Origin of the sequence: Fulvivirga sp. M361 (genome assembly GCF_007097395.1) — a bacterium.
In the GTDB taxonomy this organism is placed as follows: domain Bacteria; phylum Bacteroidota; class Bacteroidia; order Cytophagales; family Cyclobacteriaceae; genus Fulvivirga.
This window is the reverse complement of record NZ_VKDC01000006.1, coordinates 88589-107111: the sequence shown is the minus strand read 5'-3', so window position 1 is coordinate 107111 and position 18523 is coordinate 88589. Positions and strand designations below refer to the sequence as shown.

The following is an 18523-nucleotide window of genomic DNA, read 5'->3' as shown; positions in this document are numbered from 1 at the left end:
GATTCACTTGATGTCATTCATTTCATTGGCATACCGCTTAATGATCTCAAGTGTACTGCTGTCCGTATCATACACCGAATACCACCCCTGATATTCATGCGGAGGGTCTCCAATGAGGTCATCACCCTGTTTCCATATCGCTTTAGGCACCCTTGGGCGTCCTTCTCCTCCCCAGGCCCAAAAATTCACTCCGGACATGTTATTTCCTGATAATACTAATCTCTTTGCCGTCTCAAACAGAAAGGTATAATAATCATCTCTGTGACTGACGCCTGATGACGGGGAATGGTCGTCTTTGTCCCTGCTCATACCAAACTCCTCCAATACCATAGGTTTTTTAAGTTTGTTGGCTATTTCAAGGTGATCAAGCAGGTATTTTTCAGCTTTGTTCCTGGCTTTTTCCAGCGCTTTCGCCCCTCCCTGAGGATCGTACCAACCCCAGTTCTGCACCCAAATGTGCATCGTACAATAATCTACCCATTTTACCTGGTGGTCTTTACGAAAATTTGTACCCGCCCAGGAAGAAGCGGTATTGCCTTCACTTCCTATGGATATCAAGTGGTTTTTATCTTCGCTTCGAATGAACCGTGCAGCTAGTTTGATCCATTTTCTGTAAGCTTTTACATTATTCGCACCTTCCGGCTCATTGGCCAGCTGCCATGACATGATGGTGGGATCATCTTTATAAACAATACCGGTCAGGGAGTTGGTACGGTTCACCATTTTTTTAACATGGTCCTGATAAAACCTTAGGGCTTCTTTGTTTGAGTAAAACCGGGCAGAATACCTTTGATATTTTCCCCAGCTTCCGTTTTCGGCCGGTGGCGGGTATGGTATAGGCTCATGGGTAGCCCAGTTCACGTATTGGGCCATTCCTCCTGACCACGGCCAGAAGTTATTCAGGCACATCACCGCCAGCATATCTCTTTTACTCATTTCGTATAACAAATAATCCAACCCTCTCAGTAAATCTTCATTATACTCTCCGGGAGCGGTTTGTAAGGAGGGTTGGACTCGCCAGGGATCAGTGTCTGCTCCTTCTGAGGACGCCATAACACGTAAATTTGTAATTCCCAGATGTTGAAGTCTATCCAGTTCCCGGGTTAATCGAGCCGTATCCAATGCTCCTAAATGCATGCCGTACCAAAAATTAGTACCCAAGTAATAATATGGCTCGCCGTTTCTTATGAATTTACCATTTTCAATCGTGACCATATCCTGGGCATATGCTGTAAAAGTGATGACTATAAGAACGGCACAGAGCTTCATTGATTTTGAAAGTAAGAAATAAAATCTTTGCGATTTGAAAAGCATGAGCACGTTAAAAATGTTGTAATTCGAATGGGCTGACCCTGGTCTGTTCATGTGAGCGTTCAATCATCAAATTATTTAGGGATTAACGTATGCCATGGTGTAATAACTTTCCTTTTACGGACGTATTATTATAAGTTATGGTATAGTAGAACAGACCATTTGAAAGCGTGTCCAATCCATCGCTTCTCAGCTGATGTATACCTCCCCGATCGTAGTACCGAATGCTTTCATAAACTACTTTTCCCAGCTTATCCATGATTTTCAGGACAACATCTCCTCGCTCAGGAATGGTAATATCCCACGTCAGTTCATTTCCAAATGGATTTGGGTAAGGTCTTTTTAACTCAACAGCAACGGCATCTGTCAATGAAAGGACCACTTTTTCATTTTCTTCTATGGTTATGGTCTGATTGGCATTCACATTAAAAAATGTTTCTGTAATGCCCGTAGGCCATGTGATCTCAATTTTATCAATTTTTTTATTCGCTCCCAATCCAAAATGAACAGGTTTAATACTTTGCCCAAGAAAATTGGCCCCATGATGATAACGATGGAATGTCTCGTCCCCTACGCTAAGGCTGACTTTGCTGCCAAAAGCATTTTTATTAGAAACGGTCCCTTCCAAAGATATCTTGATCCAGTTCTTGGCATCTGATGCCGCTTGATCAACCTCATTCCTGTACAGGTAAGGTGGGTTTAACCAGTTGGCTACCGCAATATCCAGATCACCATCATTATCAAAATCAAACACTTCCACACCTTTTGCCCTAAACCGGCCATCCGCATTGGAAGTTAAAGATTGGTCTTTAAAGCCCGTCCCTCCTTCGGATGCGTCATTGACAAAAAGCACATTGCTTGCCTCGTAATTAAAATGTCCGTTACCAACGTAAAGGTCCTCATCCGTATCATGGTCACAATCTAAAAACCGGGTCCCCCAGGCCCATCCTGCTTTCCCGACTTTCATCTTCTTTGAATTTTCATCAAAATAGCCGTCACCATTATCTGTTAAAAGCGCATTAGGATGAATAAAATCAATATTCGTAATGAATATATCAAAGTGGCCGTTGTTATTGTAATCTCCTATGGTCACCCCCATTCCATCTCCTTTGTCATTTACTCCCCGTGCTTCTGACTCTTCGCTGAAAGGCAAATCAGGTCCTGCGTTTATGTAAAGCCTGTTTTCCCCGAAATCATTTACTACGTACAGGTCAGGTAACGTATCATCATTTACGTCAAGAGCAACACTGGCCCAGGTAGCGCCATTATCACCTATTTTAAGTTGATCTGTTATATCTCTGAATGTACCGTCAGCCCGGTTCTCATACATTACATTATAGCGATGCAGATCGGTAGTTGGATTATGCCAAACACTGAGGTATAGATCCAGGTCCCCGTCAAGGTCATAGTCCCACCATAGTCCGCTGGAATAGTGACAGGTATAACAGGAAACCAACCCGGATGACTCAGTCACTTCGGTAAAGGTGCCATCGCCATTATTATCAAATAACTGCACTTGCCGAAAATGGGTTAGTAAAAGGTCAGGATCTCCGTCATTGTCATAATCTGCCCATGAAGCGCCTTGCTTTTGCCCCATACCGGATAAAGGACCGTTATTAATGTATTGACTGGCAAATCCCGCTTCTATGGTAACGTCCACGAAGTGATCTCCTTCATTTTTGTAGAGTCTGCTCCATGTTGACGGATCGTCCTTATCGAATGATTTGGCCGCTACAAAGAAGATATCTTCGTCCCCATCCATGTCATAATCAGCTACCGCTACACCATTACAATGTTTTGACGCCGCTATTCCCGTAGCCTCGGCCACTTCTGTAAAATGCTGACCTTTTACTGCGTTAACCACCGTTAAAACGGACAATATGATGATCGCTATTGGGGTCCGTTTCATTTTACATTGAGCTTTCAGTATGATAACTGCTTCAGAATGCGAACATTTTTAGTAGTCAAAATTGGTGAATACTACCAGTGTTTCCTTTTCTATTTCAAAGGAATGCCCTGTGCCTAAATTCATTTCTACGTTTGACGCTACAGGAACCGGAAACCCGTCACTATCTACCGGTCGTTCCGTTTCTGCATAGATGAATTTTTTGCATCCGGTCAACACCGTATCATTGTCAAACTTCAGGTTGATGTTTTGAGTACTTTCAGTAGTGTTTAACACCGCGACCATATATTTCCCATCCCTGGTTACTGCAATAGCGTTCAACCTTTTCTTAGAGGGTATTTCCACTTTATAAACCTGTGTGCCGGTTTGCATATACCTCGATAACAGAGAGGACGGATAAAACCATGGACGTATGGCTTCTTTATCTGCTCCACCAAACAACTCTTCCCCTAAAATATTCCAGAAGCCCCATACTTTAAGGTCTTTACCATTTCCACCGTTGGTATTATGCATAGCGTCATCCATGCTCCAGGCGATCATTCCGGAGTATCCCACATTAATGAGTTGCATTGTGGCATTTGCCATGTCTATGCCGTAAAAGAAATCAGAAACAAACATATTGGAGTCGTCGCCGGCAAAAGGATCCGCTGCAATCCTGCTTTTGTTTTCCGTATCCAGGAACAGGTCCAGTGACGGACTATACTTGTAGCCCAGTTCTCCCATAACAATTTTCTTACCGTCAGGCACCTTATCTATATATGCAGCGATCACGCGGGTATATTCCCTGTTTCTCACCACCGACTGTGCCGGGTACGTGTGAATGTCATAAAGCCCTGTCTGATCTCCCAGGTCTCGCTCGGTATCTGTGATCCAATTCGTAAAATTAGTGTCCCAAATGGCGATGTCCGGACCGGCTATGCTTAATTTATCCGTCAACCCTCTTTCTTCCAGCTTATCGTAAAAAAATGTGACGGCTCTTTTCCAAAGATCATAATTACCATCTGTTGCAGACCAATTTCCATTGGGTTCATTTACCATGGTATAATATTTAATGCAAGTGAAGTTTTTGGTATTGATAAGGTAGTCCACGTACCTTGCGGCATCTGAAAGGTTGGCTTCATTGATCGTATTATTACCTGCATTTACCATACCACCACCCCAATCGCCAAACATAACAGTAATGTCATTGTCTGTACAGTATTGAAGGATCTTTGCCAACCCTTCCAGGTGAAGTTCTTCATCATACCCTCCTGCCTGGGCGTACTTCCAACCCGCAGCAATCATCACGCGCATGAACTTAGGGCGCATGTAATCCAATCGCTTGTACATTTTTTGCCAGTCCGCCTCTGATATTGGGCTGTTCCAATTCAGGTAAGCATTAGGATAGGCGTCCCATTGTGCTCCGTTCCCGATATAGCTCGAATTGATAACCTCTTGTGTTTTTACGAGAATCTCATCGGAACTTACATCCGTATCACCTGGATCGTCACTCTTACAACTGCCCATGAATATCGCTAAAACAAGTATTAGTGCACTCATCACTTTCATTATGAAAAAATTAGTCGTTAAAAAATATGCTGTTATAGTCTTTTTGTAAACCATTTTACTGAGGTCGGTTTATAGCATTCTCATGTTCCAATACCACATTCATTATCCGTACTTCCAAAGTATATTTCAAGTTGTTCATTTGTTCACCATAAGTCTTTTTCTGACTCCGTTTATTTGTAATACATATACACCGGGAGTCATTCCCTCCAGGTTGACCAGCGTTTCATGATCAAAAAACTCCTGATGAACCTGATAGCCATCCATGCGGTACATTAACAATTCAGATTTATGTATATTTGATGAGACAACTACGTAGTGTTGTGCCGGATTAGGAAATATAGAGAATACATTTTCAAACCCCTGATCCACACTGGTTACTATGCGACATGACTCAAGAGGAGTTGCCGGATTCAGCTCAATAGGACTTCCCCCCGAAATATCCTTATTGGCGAATCCAGCAAAACCCAGGGCATAGCGTTCCGCCCTGAAAACTACATTATCAGGATTTTCCTGACCATCCGGAATGATGGAAGTCCCTTGCTCCAGGGCGCCACGAATGGAAATGGGGTTAACATATTCCCATACGATCTCATTTTGTGGGTCTAGCTCGAAAAAAGTACCGTGAGCGCCATCATCTACCAGCAGATTACCATTTGGCAATTGTTGAACACCTGAAATAAACCAGGAGTAGAAATTCGTAGGTACCGGGGCGGTATATTCCCAGGAAAACTCCTGCGGCAGGTAACCGGCGCCTGTATAATCATATTTGCCTTCATCGTTCAAGGGCGGCTCTAACTTTACCAGTGAACTGTATTTTCCTTCAGGTCGTCCTTTTCCATTATTAAATATCAGTATCTTACCTTCATCCGGTAAGCCTTTCTCTATCCATTGGACGTTGTGCTGTTTAAACAATTTTTGGTCCGTACCGGTACCCTGGCCGTAGGTTTGAGGGTTACCCCAACGATACAACAGGTCTCCTTTCGGGCCAGCCGCATCTTCCCGGCTGATGCTATGATCGATCACCCAAAATTCATCAAAAGCATGTACACTGATCACGATCTGGTCCAGATCTGGGTTATAGTCGATAGCATTCGCGTGGTGCCAGTCAGCGGAGGAAGTGGGCGCATAGTTTATATCGACTTTTCCGGGATTTTCACTAATAACGCCATAGTTAGGCTTATTGCTATCGTAGTCCTGGACAAGATGGTCCCAGGAATGCCACTCCCAAACGATTTCGCCGGCATCCGCTCCCGAAGGTTTTATTTCCACCACCTGTTCCGGCCAAAGCGCCTTACGTTCGGGGTCAATAAGCTCTGGTTTTCTGCCTGCTGCTAACGCCTCTTCCTCCGTCTTGTACTCCCAGGCAAGCAATAAAATGTTTCCGTTGGGAAGCACCTCAAAATCATGGTGCTGTCGATTATTTTCATCGTTAAACACATAATGCCATATCAACTCGCCCTCCCAATTGAATTGCTCTATGATCCCTCCTGAACCACCAGCATTCATTCGGTCATTTTTCAACCTTCCGGCCCTGAAAAGTGAGCCGTCTTCCACTAAATACACCGCATTTCCCGGAGGATATTCACTGTTCCAACGATTGACAAGTTCTCCGCAGTTATTGATGAGATAGGCAGAACTATTGCCATGAGGCGAAAAAAGTGTGTAACCGTCGAAAGACTTTTCAGGATCGTACGATAAAACACCTACCGTACGGTTTTCCTGGGCAGGCAATTCGACGGTAATCACCACCAATAACCAAAGTATTAAAATCTTCTTCAATTTGAAGTGTTTCACGGGTCAAACGAATAAAACAGAGGCGACCAGCGTTCAGGATGACCTGAAGCATAAAACATAACGTTTCTGCCATACAAGACCCTATATACTTTTCTGATCGTCACTCTCAATTGTTATTTTTCTTTACTATGCGCCAGGTCATCAATGTAAACTATCCTGGAAACATCATCATTTCCTTCATCAAAGAACCAGGTAAGCTTCTCAATAGTCACACCGGACAGGTCCTGACCCGAATAATCGAAAATAAGCTCCTCCCATTCGTTCGTTTTGGTTGTTTCAGCTGATACTGAATTTCTTGTGTCTCCATACTCCAGTCTCATCGTCATTTTGACCGCACTGGCATTGGGGTTATACACTTTTAACCTGAATTTCTGACCGTTAGCAATATCAAACGTTAGATTAGATACTTCCACACCGATCAGGGCGTTGGCTTGAGTGTAACCATAGCTGCTGGCTTCTACCTTGGATAGTCTTACCACCTTGGAGCTTGTATTTGGCTCTGAAGCATCAGGGTTATCCAAAACATCGGCCGTTCCTCCCAACCAGGAGACAGACATGATATTATTTCCGTCTTCAAAGGACGCAAGGTTGGTAATGATCTCTTCTTTTTGCGGCACTTCTTTGAATTGCCTGAAGTCATCGATATAGAATACCCTCGCTTTATCTCCATTTCCTTCATCAAAGAACCAGGTAGTTTTCTCCACAACAACACTGCTAAGATCTTGCCTGGAATAATCAAAAAACACCCTTTCCCAACCACTACTCACTGTGGTAGTGGTAGATACAGAGTTACGAAGGTCACCGGATTCCAGCCTCATGGTCATTTTGGCCGGGTCGCTGTTAGGATTATAGACCAATAATGAAAATACCTGTCCATTGCTCAGGTCCCAATCCACCTTAGAAACCTCCAGACCTACCAACGCATTGGCTTGTGTATATCCATAACTAGACGCATCAATTTTTGATAACTGCATCACTTTATTGGACGGGTTGTCCTCATTGGAAAAAGGATTATCAATTTGAGTAGCCACACCCCCTAACCAGGATACTGTCATGATATTTTCACTTTCCTCAAAACTGGTCAATAAAAACCCTGCATCAGGCTCTGGTTCAGGCTCAAGGTTATTCACAAAAACCATCCAGTCTTTCGTACGTCCGTTAGCAGCCGTGATCGTATACGTTACAGTATCCGAGCTAAAGTCATGCGTACTGCCGGATGCAGGAGTGATACTGGTGCCCGGTGTAATTTCAATAATAGGTGATAATGCCGTCAAGTCATCTTCTTCGCCAACAATAACCTCCAGAAAGGCACGAACAATCTGATCATTGACGGCAGGTTCTCCCAGCATTCCCTCTACTGAAATGGTGGTGATCTCTGCCTCAAAACCCTTATCGTTGAGTATTCCGTCTTCTTCTTCACAACTGTTCAAAAAGGCCAGTGCCATGAACGCTGTCAGTATATATTGAATTCTTTTTTTCATTGCAAAATGTGTTATAGTTTGCGGATCAAATAAAAGCGTTTTACTCACCCAACGTAGGGTTTTGATTAATTTCCGTATCGGGAATTTCGAAGTAATAGGCATTTCTAACGATCGTTTTGCCATATTGCCCTTCCAGTACTTCCTCCATTTTACCTAGTCTTCTTAAGTCAAATAAATGTTGAAATTCGTATGCCAGCTCCCAGGTCCTTTCCTGGTAAACAGCTTCCCTGAATTCCTGTACATCGACAATGCCCGAAAGAGGATCGAGCCCTGCTCTTTGCCTCACCTGATTAATGGCTGCAAATCCTTCAGGAGTAGGGCCAACAGCTTCTGCAAACGTGAGCAACACCTCAGAATACCGTATAATGGGATAGTTATTTCCTGATATATCCACTCCGCTGGTACGCCCCGGGTCGAGGTATTTTAATGTAAATGGGCGGTCCATTCTACCGTTTGCTATCGAATATTCGGTAGTATCGCCGTCATTTGAAATTACCTGAACCTCAGTCCCAAACAATAATCTTTTTCTATTATCACTATCATCATAAGTATCGTAGAAAGGTATTTCTACCCATACATGCTGCCAGCCAGGACCAATGACATACCCTCCCTGCTCTTCGGGCAATACAGCATTCAGGTTATCGAAAAATGGGGTGGTCAGGGTACCGGCGATATCCAATGCACCAATGTCCGTTCGACTGGCAACAACGGAAAAGATCTGTTCCGGTCCGTTTAGCGCTTCATTATTGTATATAGAGATCAGATCATTGTTAAAAGTGTAAGTAGATTGATCGTTGATCACTTTCCCGGCAAAAAACGCTGCCGAATCATAGTAATCGTTTACTCTCGGCGTGGCAAATTCATACCCGGGAAGTTTATCGGTATGCTGCCCTGCGCTGGCCAGGAATAAATAAGCATCAGCCAAAAGACTCTGTGCAGCTACCTTATTGGCTCTTCCTCTACGTCTTTGAAAATCCATCAGACTTTCCGCTTTACGCAAGTCTGAAATAATGAACTGGTAAATATCTTCTATGGAACTTAAAGGAAGGTTGGCATCATCCAGACTTGCCAGGCTTTCTTTTCGCAGAGGAACCTGTCCGAAGAGTCTTACCAGGTTATAATAGCTGTGGGCCCTCAGGAAATATCCTTCCCCTACAAACTGGTTCCTCAATTCTTCATTCATCGTAACATTCGGCACATTCTCTATGATGAACAACGCCCGGTTTATTACAATATAGGCATGCCGGAAGGACGACCTGGTATCGTCATTGGTCCGGTCCTGCAAATAATTATCCAGGTCTATCTGGGCCTGAAAGGCATCACTCTTTTGTGTGAATTCCTCTGTGGCCTGATGCATGGTATAAAAGTGATTCCGGGAGTAATATCCGAGCGTCGGATAAACGGAATAGGCAAAAAGTACGGTAGATTCCGCATCTTCGGCAGATATGGGAAAGTCATCTTCATTTAATCTCCCGAAAACTTCTTCATCCAGTGAGCATGACTGAAGGGTTATGGCCAGCACACTGATCAGGGTTAAGTATAGCTTAATTTTTTTCATGTTTTTAACAGTTTACCGGATCGTATTATTGAAATGATACATTTAAGCCAAGCGTAAATGTCCGTGCTCTCGGATAACCCCCGTTATCGATGTTAGGTACTTCCGAATTAGCTACGTTAGGATCAAAACCGGAAGATATCTCCGGGTCGTACCCGGAATATCCGGTAATTACAGCAAGATTATCCCCCGTCACAAACACTCTAAGGTTACTGACATGCTTTACTTTTTCCATAGCAAAATCGTATCCCAGTGTAACATTGGCCACCCTCATGAAAGAACCATCTTCTATCCACCAGTCGGAAATCCTGTTCCTCCTTCCTCCTCTTAAGCTTGGCCATTCGTTAGTAGGATTTTCAGGGGTCCATCGTTTTGCCTGGTCAGGGCCATCAAATTTTTTAGCATTGAAAATGTCCTGTCCCAGGGATGCGGTAAGCAATACATTGAGGGAAAATCCTTTATATTCCAGGTTATTCGTGAAGCCCAGGGTCAGATCGGGATAAACATCTCCAATCACTGTTCTGTCTTTTTCGTCGATTACACCATCATTATTGAGGTCGACATATTTATATTCTCCGGGTAAATAATCCTCCGGTTCCAAACCACGTACATCGTAGATCTCCCCCTCCTGTATGATACCATCTGTTTTGAATCCCCAAATGATATTGGAGGTCTGGCCCACCTGCAGCCTCGCTGGCCGGTCTCTGAAATTTTCAAGGAAAGGTCCACGATCAAACCCGTCAGTATCCGGTTGGTCAATATCTATCAATGTGTTCCTGTTGAAAAAGGCATTGGCATTGATATTCCATCTAAAATCGTCATTGGATACTACTGTCGCATCCAAGGCGATTTCCAGTCCTTTGTTTTCAATTTCACCGTTGTTTACTAACACAAAATCGTGTAACGATGAAAAAGGTAATGGTTGCCGTCTAAGTACATCCGTAGTACGTTTCACATAGTAATCCGCTGTCAGGTTCACCCTGCCTTCCAGGAAACTCAGGTCAACGCCAATATCTAAGGTATTGGTCGTTTCCCATTTCAGGTCAGGACTACCGAATTGGTTGTGATCGGGACCGAAACCTACGGCAAGAACAGGCCTGGTATTACCGTTCGGATAGGACTGGTTCACCAACAAGTTCAACGAATTGTAAGGATTTAATGCTCCTACACTACCCGCAACTCCGTAACTCGCTCGCAATTTCAATTGGCTGATAGCCCCTGCGGACTGCATAAAGTTTTCCTCATGTACCTTCCAGGCTACCGCAGCCGCGGGGAAGAAACCCCATTTGTTATTGGCGCCAAACTGGCTGTGTCCATCTCTTCTGCCTGTAAGTGTAACAAGGTATTTGTCAAATAACGTATAATCAATTCGACCGAACTGGGAAAGTATCCTCGTCCTGTACTGATTGTTTTCCACAAGTTGAAGGGTCCCTGCCTGTAGTGCCTGGTTTCGCAATACATCATTCACAAACTGCTGACTGGTGAGCCTGGAAGAACGAAACTCTGTGTCCTGGTAGGTAGTCCCCAGCAATGCTTTGATCCTGTGGTCTTCATTGAATTCTTTCGTATAGGTAAGTACTGACTCGCTAAGGATCCGGGTTTCTTTGAAATTATTGATGATACCTTCTCCGTTAGTGGATGCGCCGCGTAACGTAGTCCTTGGATTGTAAGTATCCGTAATAGAATTACCGATCCGTACCCCGACATTGGTTTTAAAGTCAAGGAAATCAAAAATCCCCCAATCCAGGCCGGTTTGAAGGATCAGGTCCAGGTTCTCACTTTCTCTTGAAATGTCTTCGGAAAGCACGATAGGATGGTTCTGGTCCTGTTCTATAAAAAATAATGTACCATCCGGGTTATAAACGGGAAATGCAGGAAACCTTCCGATACCACCTAACGCTTCCGAGTTGACGTCATTGATAAAGCTCACCTTCACATCGCCATTGACCTTGACGTTTTCCAATACATTTTGCTGCACAGCGAATGCTCCTGATATCTTACTGTAATCGTTTCCTATCACCGTACCTTCCTGGTCAAAGTAGGTTCCGGAAAGCCTGAAAGTACCCTTATCAGAACCTCCTGAAAAAGCCACATTTACGTTTTGGGTAAGCGCCTGTCTGAGCACAAAATCGACCCAATTGGTCTGGTAAGGCCAGGCATCACTCTCCAGTTCAGCTATGGTGGGAAAATAGGTCCCGTTCCTTTTCTCTCCTGAAAAAGGGATAACGAAATTCCGGGTGTCATTGAGCACAGATTCATTGGCCAGTTGAGCGGAAAGAATGGGATCTGTTGTAATAGGCAGGTTATCGGTGATCACATTGGTAACGCTTGTTTGAGCATTGATACTCACTTCATTGCGTCCCTCGGTACCACGTTTGGTGGTGATCAGGATCAGGCCGTTAGCTGCCCTGGTACCGTATATGGCTATTGTAGAGGCATCTTTAAGCACTTCTACCGACGCCACATCTTGCGGAGCGATCTGCCTCAGGTCTCCTGCGTTGTCCAAAGGAAATCCGTCAAGAATGATCAGCGGTGAGTTATTTCCTCCTATAGATGCCCCCCCTCTTAGCTGAACAATGGACGCAGCGCCGGGCTCTCCACTACTATTGGTAATGCTAAGGCCCGGCACCTTACCCTGAAGCATAGGCTCCAGGTTAGCGCTGGGCATGATCGGCAGGTCTTTGGCCTTTACCTGAGCTACCGAACCTGTGAGGTCCTTTTTGTCTACTTCTCCATAACCAATGATCACTACTTCACTCAACTGCTCAATATCGGCTACCATAACGACATCTATAGTATTCTTGCTTCCTATCACTATCTCTTCCGTGAGAAAGCCGATAAAAGAGAATAGTAGCACATCACCGGAGTTGACATTAATTATGTAGTTACCATCAATATCTGTTGTAGTACCTGTAGCGGTCCCTTTCACTAAGATATTAACACCGGGCAGCCCTTCACCGGTTAATATATCACTTACCTTCCCCCGTACTTCAATGGCCTGACTAAACGCTGAATTCAGCATCAGCATTAAGCCGGTGATCAGAATAGTAAATTTTTTTTTCATAAGTATAGATTTGAATTTTTAATGAAATATGAACTGCTCATATCGTTGTAAAAAGTTTCTTGCTTTTTATCGATGCGATCCGTCATGTCCTTGTTACCGAATATCTAAATTATTGATTTACAGAGTTCTTGTTTGGCAGAAGAATATTGATGGATAACATTGATCATGGTTTGGATTTACTTAATGAATACAATAAAATACTAGATCAAAGGTCTTGAGATAAGGGCTCAAAAAGTAATACAATAAAGTAAGTAAATGATACGATCATGAATTAAACAGTATCAAACCTCAATCATGGCAATGTAATTCTGGCAAGATTTTCAGCTCGAAACGAAATATTATTTACAAATTGGCATAATTATCAGGCCTCTAGTAAATTAGATTCGATTATCTTTATTTTGACAATTTTGAAATTCTATTTCCGAAATGATACTATAATGAGGACAACATCAAGTCAGACCTCTCTTTTCATCATGTAATTCAATGAATTAACCTAAATTATCCATGCATTTTTTATGAAAATATATTCTGAAATAACTCCGCTAAATTCTGACGACATATTTGTGATCCTGGACCATCGCAACGCTAAATTTGATTATCCTGTGCATATGCATCCGGAATATGAACTGAATCTTGTCCTGAATTCCGCCGGAAATAGAATAGTAGGCGACTCCGTAGCAAAATATGGTGAAGCCGATCTGGTGCTTATAGGCCCTAATACGTACCACTGTTGGGAAAAAGATGATGACAGCAAGGAAGATACTCATGTTGTCACCATCCAGTTTGAGCAGAATTTCATTAACAATGATCTCCTGGCAAAGAACTCTTTAAAACATATCAAACACCTCCTTGAACATTCCGTGAGAGGCATAGAGTTTTTCGGTAAAACAAGGGCCATGGCCTCCGAGAGAATTCAAAAACTACCCGGACTCAGTGGTTTTGAATCTGCTATTGAATTTCTGACCATTCTAAACTTATTGGCAAGCAGTAAAGAGCAAAAAAACCTGACCAGCGTAGGTTTTAGTTCTAAACCTGAGCACAGCATCAGTACCCGGATCAACGAGGTTTATTATCATGTCCTTGAAAACTACAACGACGTGGACCTAAATCTGAGCAGTGTGGCCCGCAAAGTGAATATGAGTGATTCTGCCTTTAGCCATTTTTTCAAAAAAAGAACGAATAAAAGCTTTACTCAGTTTGTGATCGATCTCAGAATCGGACAAGCGTCCAAACTTTTGTTGGAAACAAGCGACAGCATAGGGCAGATCTGTTATTCCTGTGGCTTTAATAATGTCTCTAACTTCAACAGGCTGTTCAAAAAGAACCGGGGCTCCACACCAAGGAATTACAGAAATCAGTTTCAGGATCACAGCATTACCTCTGAACAGGTTCCTGAAATAAAAGAGGAATATTTAAGAGTCGTTTAATCCGTTACCAGTAAAGCAAAGCGAAGAGAAAACAAAAAGCAATCAGTACTATAGAAAGCACTCTGTAGTTATTATACCAAACTACTCCTTTGAGGTGCATGGATTCCTTTGTAAATAGACTCTTTTTCCATACCATACTTTCAATTACTTTTTCCGGAGATGGCTTAGTAACTAAACTTGCTACAATGGTAATAATCATAGATGCACCCAAAATGAATGGTACCATTAACAGGAAGTGCATATCCGCCATAAAGGTACGGTCCTTGAAGATCAACAAGAAAACAGCTACAAACAGCCCGCCTATCAGTCCTGAAAAAGCACCGGTAGCAGTGGCGCGCTTCCAAAATACTCCAAGAAAAAAAACACTTACAACAGGAGGTGCGATATAAGACACCATGGTTTGGTAATATTTCACCAAAGTACCAAACTGATCAATATGTGGCGCCCAGAGGGCCGCGATGATCACAATGACCGTAGCGGAGAGCTGTCCTACTTTAACCAGTTTTTTGGTATCTTTTTCACCACTTATTTTAGCATAAAAGTCCATGGTAAAGATGGTAGAAGCGGAATTGATCACAGCACTAAAAGAAGAGGCTAAAGCCGCCGTCAAAGACGCGATAATAATACCAATTAGTCCAATAGGCATCAGTTCTTTAATAAGTTTAGGGTACACCTGGTCCGGGTTCTCCAGGCCCGGAAATAAATATTGGGCCCATACTCCCGGAAAAATAAAGATGTAAAGCGTCAATACCATCAGGGCTCCTGCCAGGAACATCCCTTTTCTACCATGATCAATGGATTTTGCACTTAATATCCTTTGTACCAACATCTGATTGTTTCCCCAGAAATAAAAAGCCAATACCGGAATACCCACGATCATGCCTAACCAGGGCACAATAGGGTCGTCCATCGGTCTTACAATGTGTAGGGTCAGTGTATTCTCAAAGTTTTGATAGAAAACATCCCAGTTATCAATGGCGTTATACGTGAGAAAAGCGAGGATAATGGCTCCAAAAAGAAGCATGATCGCCTGAAGTAGCTCTGCGTTAATGGCAGATGAAAGTCCGCCGGGAATAGTATATAAAGCTACCACAGCGGCTATAAAAATAACGATGAGTTGAATACTGGCTTCAGGATAGATAAGCTGTATCAGAATAGCCCCGGCATAAAGGGTGACGGCTGCATCGGCAAACACATTACTGATAATGGTAATGAATGAAAAATAATATTTCGATCTTTTGTCAAAACGTTTTTCAAGGAACTCAGGCATGGTGAACACACCGGAATTAATATAAAAAGGTAAAAAGAACCACGCAAAAAACACCATGACCAAAACCGAAACCCACTGAAAGTTAAACACGGCAAGTCCCGTAGCATAAGCCTCACCCGACCAGCCCAACAGGGAGGAACTGGAAACTCCCGCCGCAAAAAGCGAAAAGCCTACGACCGGCCATTTCATATTTCTTCCGGCCAGGAAATAGCTTTCCGAGCTTTTATTACTCACGTGCTTCAATGCCCACCATACCATGCCTATGATGTAGACAAGAATGATGATCAGGTCAATCGTACTTAAATCAATATTGGCCATAAAGTCAGTCTTCCAGGGACGTTAATACAAGTACACTTGTTGGCACCAAATGGATATTGAAAGCCTCTGAAAAATCAATCATCCGGGAAACTTTCGGGATTTTGAGCTTATTATTCTTGGCATTATAGTTTGGCTCTTCATAACGATATATATCATACCTGCTGTTTAGCCCTAACCTGGGGATCTTGACTTTTATATCCTGTGCCGTTTCGGTGTTATTAACTACGGCAATAGTTATTTTATCTCCAATGCCGGCTGCCACTAATCGAACGCCGTCCACCCCGGTAGCGTCTGACTTCAAAATCGTAGCCCCTTTTGGAAAGTATTTACTCATCCAGCTCCACGGATAAAACCATGGTCTGATCTCTTCATCCGCCGGGTTATTGGTAACTTCCGTCCCCAGAATATTCCAAAACCCCCACCTTTTAAGTAACGTGGTATCTCCGGTATCTCCCGAGGTATGCATGGCATCATCCAAATCCCAAACTATCAGTCCGTCAACTCCACAGTTCATGCACTGGATAGCGGCATCTACCATGTCAACGCCGTAGTCGAAATCATATACACGCATATTGGAATCGGGCCCGGCGTAGGGATCCCCCTCTATCCTCCGGTCATTTTCCGATTTTAACTGTCCTGATTGTTCTTTCATACCAATTTCCCCCAGAAAAAATTGTTTGCCCGTACCATCAACAGCGTCCATGACTTTATCAAGATGCAAAAATTCAGCTACTTCACCATTTTTCACGGTATTCTGGCCCAGGTAGGCATGCACCTCATACGCCCCGAGTGACATATCCAGGTCTTTAACAGCGCGGGTGGTCCATTCCCATCCTTCAAAAGAGGTCTTTGGGTTATTGTATTGGGGGACCGTTCCAGGGCCTGTAATAGAAAGATGCTTGCCCAGACCTCTTTTTTCTAATTCATCCTTCAGCAACACAACTCCGGCAGCCCATTGTTCATAATCTCCGTCTGTTGAAGCCCAGTTCCCATTGGGTTCATTGATCAGGTTGTAGTATTTTATACAGGTGTATCCTTTTTCAATGATAAGATGATTAAGATACTCTCCTATCATTTCAATCCACCTGGGATCAGTAGCATCTGTGATATGATTTTCAGGTTTGTCTTCCACATCATAATTGGGGCTACCCCACTCTCCAAAAACGACAGTCACGTCATTTTTTTGACAATAATCAAGCAGTTTGTATAAGGTTTTTACTTCCTGGGTGGTGAAATCTATTATAGGATTTCCTTCAGTATCCATCCCTTTGTAATATCGCCACGTCGCCTGATCCATAATGCGAATAAACGGGGGCCTCATCTTATCCAGCCTGGCAATTAGTGTGTCAAATTTTGAAGGACTCATCAAAAACCTCCATTCTGCTTCCTCTGAATCAGCATGAGGATAAGCCGACCATTGTACACCGTTCCCGATATAATTGTCTCCTATGGGTGCATCGAGCCAGATGTTAACCGCATCATCTTCCGAAAGGGGAGCACAGGAAACAAACGTTAGTATCAGAAAAGCAAAGCCACAGAAATAATCGTTATACCTCATACTTCGCTTGACGCTAAGGTCTTTGTGTTCGCTTTTATGAAACGAATAAGTTCTTCTACCTGGCAAGTGGCTACGCCACAATATTGGTCTGCGCCACCGTAATAAACATAAAGCACACCGTCCACAATGACATTGCCTGTGGGAAAGACACACCCCTGGTATAATCCGTTTAATTCGTATTCATGCTCCGGCTCCATTATAAAATCCGTAGTCCTGCCTATTACCTTTTCCGGTTCATTTAAGTCCAGCAATAATGCTCCCACTCTGTAAGTGCCACCATAATCCACTCCGTGGTAAAGTGTCAACCATCCCGCATCGGTTTTAAGCGGGGGTGTGGAACCGCCAATTTTCTTTTCCCAGGCCTCTTCACCTTTGGCCAATAACCTACTGGTGGAAAAGTCCCAATCCATAAGGTCATCTGCATAAGTGATCCATATGGCCGGGTGATCTGTACCAAAAGTTTCTCCTACCCACTGTTTAGCGCGGCTTAATAAAACATATTTTCCATTCACCTTTTCCGGAAAAAGGATCACATCTCTATCGTCCAGCTTCGGTAGTGTCATTCTACCCAGTCTTTTGAATGTCCTCAGATCATCTGAAATAGCCAATCCTGTATTGGCGATATTCTTCTTTAATACGGAGGGCGCATTTTCGCCAAGATCAACGGAGGTCACTTCATCATAGGCAAGTTTCCAGTATTGCCCGGGAGGGTACGCCCTATACGCATAAGTAACATAGTATTTATCATCAAATTTGACAATACGGGGATCTTCCACACACCCGGCGTCAGGTCCGTCAATGCTGGGTGAAAAAACGGGTTCAGTAGAAACACGCTCAAAATCAAACCCATTGCTGCTGGTAGCAAGACCAAAATGCACATAATGTGTATCATCATGACCTGCCGCCCGGTACAAGAGGTAAAATACTCCATCCTCATACCACGCTCCCGGATTACAAACAGCCAATGACTCCCAACTATTAGTAGGATTAGGTATAAGAACGGGATTATTACTGCCTTTTTTCAATTTCATAGGAATGCGCTTAAACGTATTTACAGAGTATCAACTAAAGCGGTAAAGATAAAACAGTCAAAAGCGGGCAACTACCATTAAGAAGTCAAAAAGTGATACAATGTTGAATTAGCCGACGTCAATAGAAACTGACCGGAATTTTGATCGGCCCGTTGTAAATAGAAGAACAGAGATGATTTGAGGACTTTAAAGTAAGGGAGCCCACCCCAGGTGTTATAACAGGGCTCAACAGGATCTAAAATAGTTTTCTAATGAATAGA

General features: G+C 43.3%; 11 protein-coding genes. 1 reads left to right on the top strand and 10 read right to left on the bottom strand.

The window, feature by feature from the left end; all coding sequences use genetic code 11:
• Positions 1-3: 3 nt before the first annotated feature.
• The 7 genes from FNH22_RS07855 to FNH22_RS07825 all read right to left on the bottom strand — a co-directional run bounded on the left by FNH22_RS07855 (position 4) and on the right by FNH22_RS07825 (position 12659).
• On the bottom strand, positions 4-1269 hold the full coding sequence (locus FNH22_RS07855) for a hypothetical protein (protein WP_143397806.1): 1266 nt from the start codon (positions 1267-1269) through the stop codon (positions 4-6).
• A 127-nt stretch (positions 1270-1396) separates the two neighbouring features.
• Positions 1397-3220 (bottom strand): FG-GAP-like repeat-containing protein, encoded by a 1824-nt coding sequence (locus FNH22_RS07850; RefSeq protein WP_143397805.1) that lies wholly within the window; start codon positions 3218-3220, stop codon positions 1397-1399.
• A gap of 48 nt (positions 3221-3268) precedes the next feature.
• A complete protein-coding gene (locus FNH22_RS07845; RefSeq protein WP_143397804.1) occupies positions 3269-4756 on the bottom strand; it encodes a hypothetical protein in 1488 nt (495 codons plus the stop codon).
• Between the two features lie 144 nt (positions 4757-4900).
• On the bottom strand, positions 4901-6544 hold the full coding sequence (locus FNH22_RS07840; RefSeq protein ID WP_143397803.1) for an aryl-sulfate sulfotransferase: 1644 nt from the start codon (positions 6542-6544) through the stop codon (positions 4901-4903).
• A gap of 128 nt (positions 6545-6672) precedes the next feature.
• Positions 6673-8040: a hypothetical protein gene (locus tag FNH22_RS07835; protein WP_143397802.1), complete on the bottom strand. Its 1368-nt coding sequence runs from the start codon at positions 8038-8040 to the stop codon at positions 6673-6675.
• Positions 8041-8080: 40 nt separating this feature from the next.
• Positions 8081-9598: a RagB/SusD family nutrient uptake outer membrane protein gene (locus FNH22_RS07830; protein ID WP_143397801.1), complete on the bottom strand. Its 1518-nt coding sequence runs from the start codon at positions 9596-9598 to the stop codon at positions 8081-8083.
• 25 nt (positions 9599-9623) lie between these two features.
• Positions 9624-12659, bottom strand: coding sequence for a TonB-dependent receptor (locus tag FNH22_RS07825; protein ID WP_143397800.1), 3036 nt, complete (start codon positions 12657-12659; stop codon positions 9624-9626).
• Positions 12660-13174: 515 nt separating this feature from the next.
• Between FNH22_RS07825 and FNH22_RS07820 the strand changes: the two genes are divergently transcribed.
• Complete coding sequence (locus FNH22_RS07820; RefSeq protein WP_143397799.1) at positions 13175-14086, top strand: AraC family transcriptional regulator; 912 nt, start codon at positions 13175-13177, stop codon at positions 14084-14086.
• 4 nt (positions 14087-14090) lie between these two features.
• On the opposite strand, the gene FNH22_RS07815 is transcribed toward FNH22_RS07820, so the two are convergent.
• Genes FNH22_RS07815 through FNH22_RS07805 form a run of 3 tightly spaced genes read right to left on the bottom strand, consistent with a single transcriptional unit; the run spans position 14091 to position 18263 of the window.
• Positions 14091-15674 (bottom strand): sodium:solute symporter, encoded by a 1584-nt coding sequence (locus tag FNH22_RS07815; protein ID WP_143397798.1) that lies wholly within the window; start codon positions 15672-15674, stop codon positions 14091-14093.
• 4 nt (positions 15675-15678) lie between these two features.
• Positions 15679-17232, bottom strand: a complete 1554-nt coding sequence (locus FNH22_RS07810; RefSeq protein WP_143397797.1) for a hypothetical protein — start codon at positions 17230-17232, stop codon at positions 15679-15681.
• On the bottom strand, positions 17229-18263 hold the full coding sequence (locus tag FNH22_RS07805; RefSeq protein ID WP_143397796.1) for a glycosidase: 1035 nt from the start codon (positions 18261-18263) through the stop codon (positions 17229-17231). Before FNH22_RS07805 ends, FNH22_RS07810 begins: the two co-directional genes overlap by 4 nt.
• Between the last annotated feature and the right edge of the window lie 260 nt (positions 18264-18523).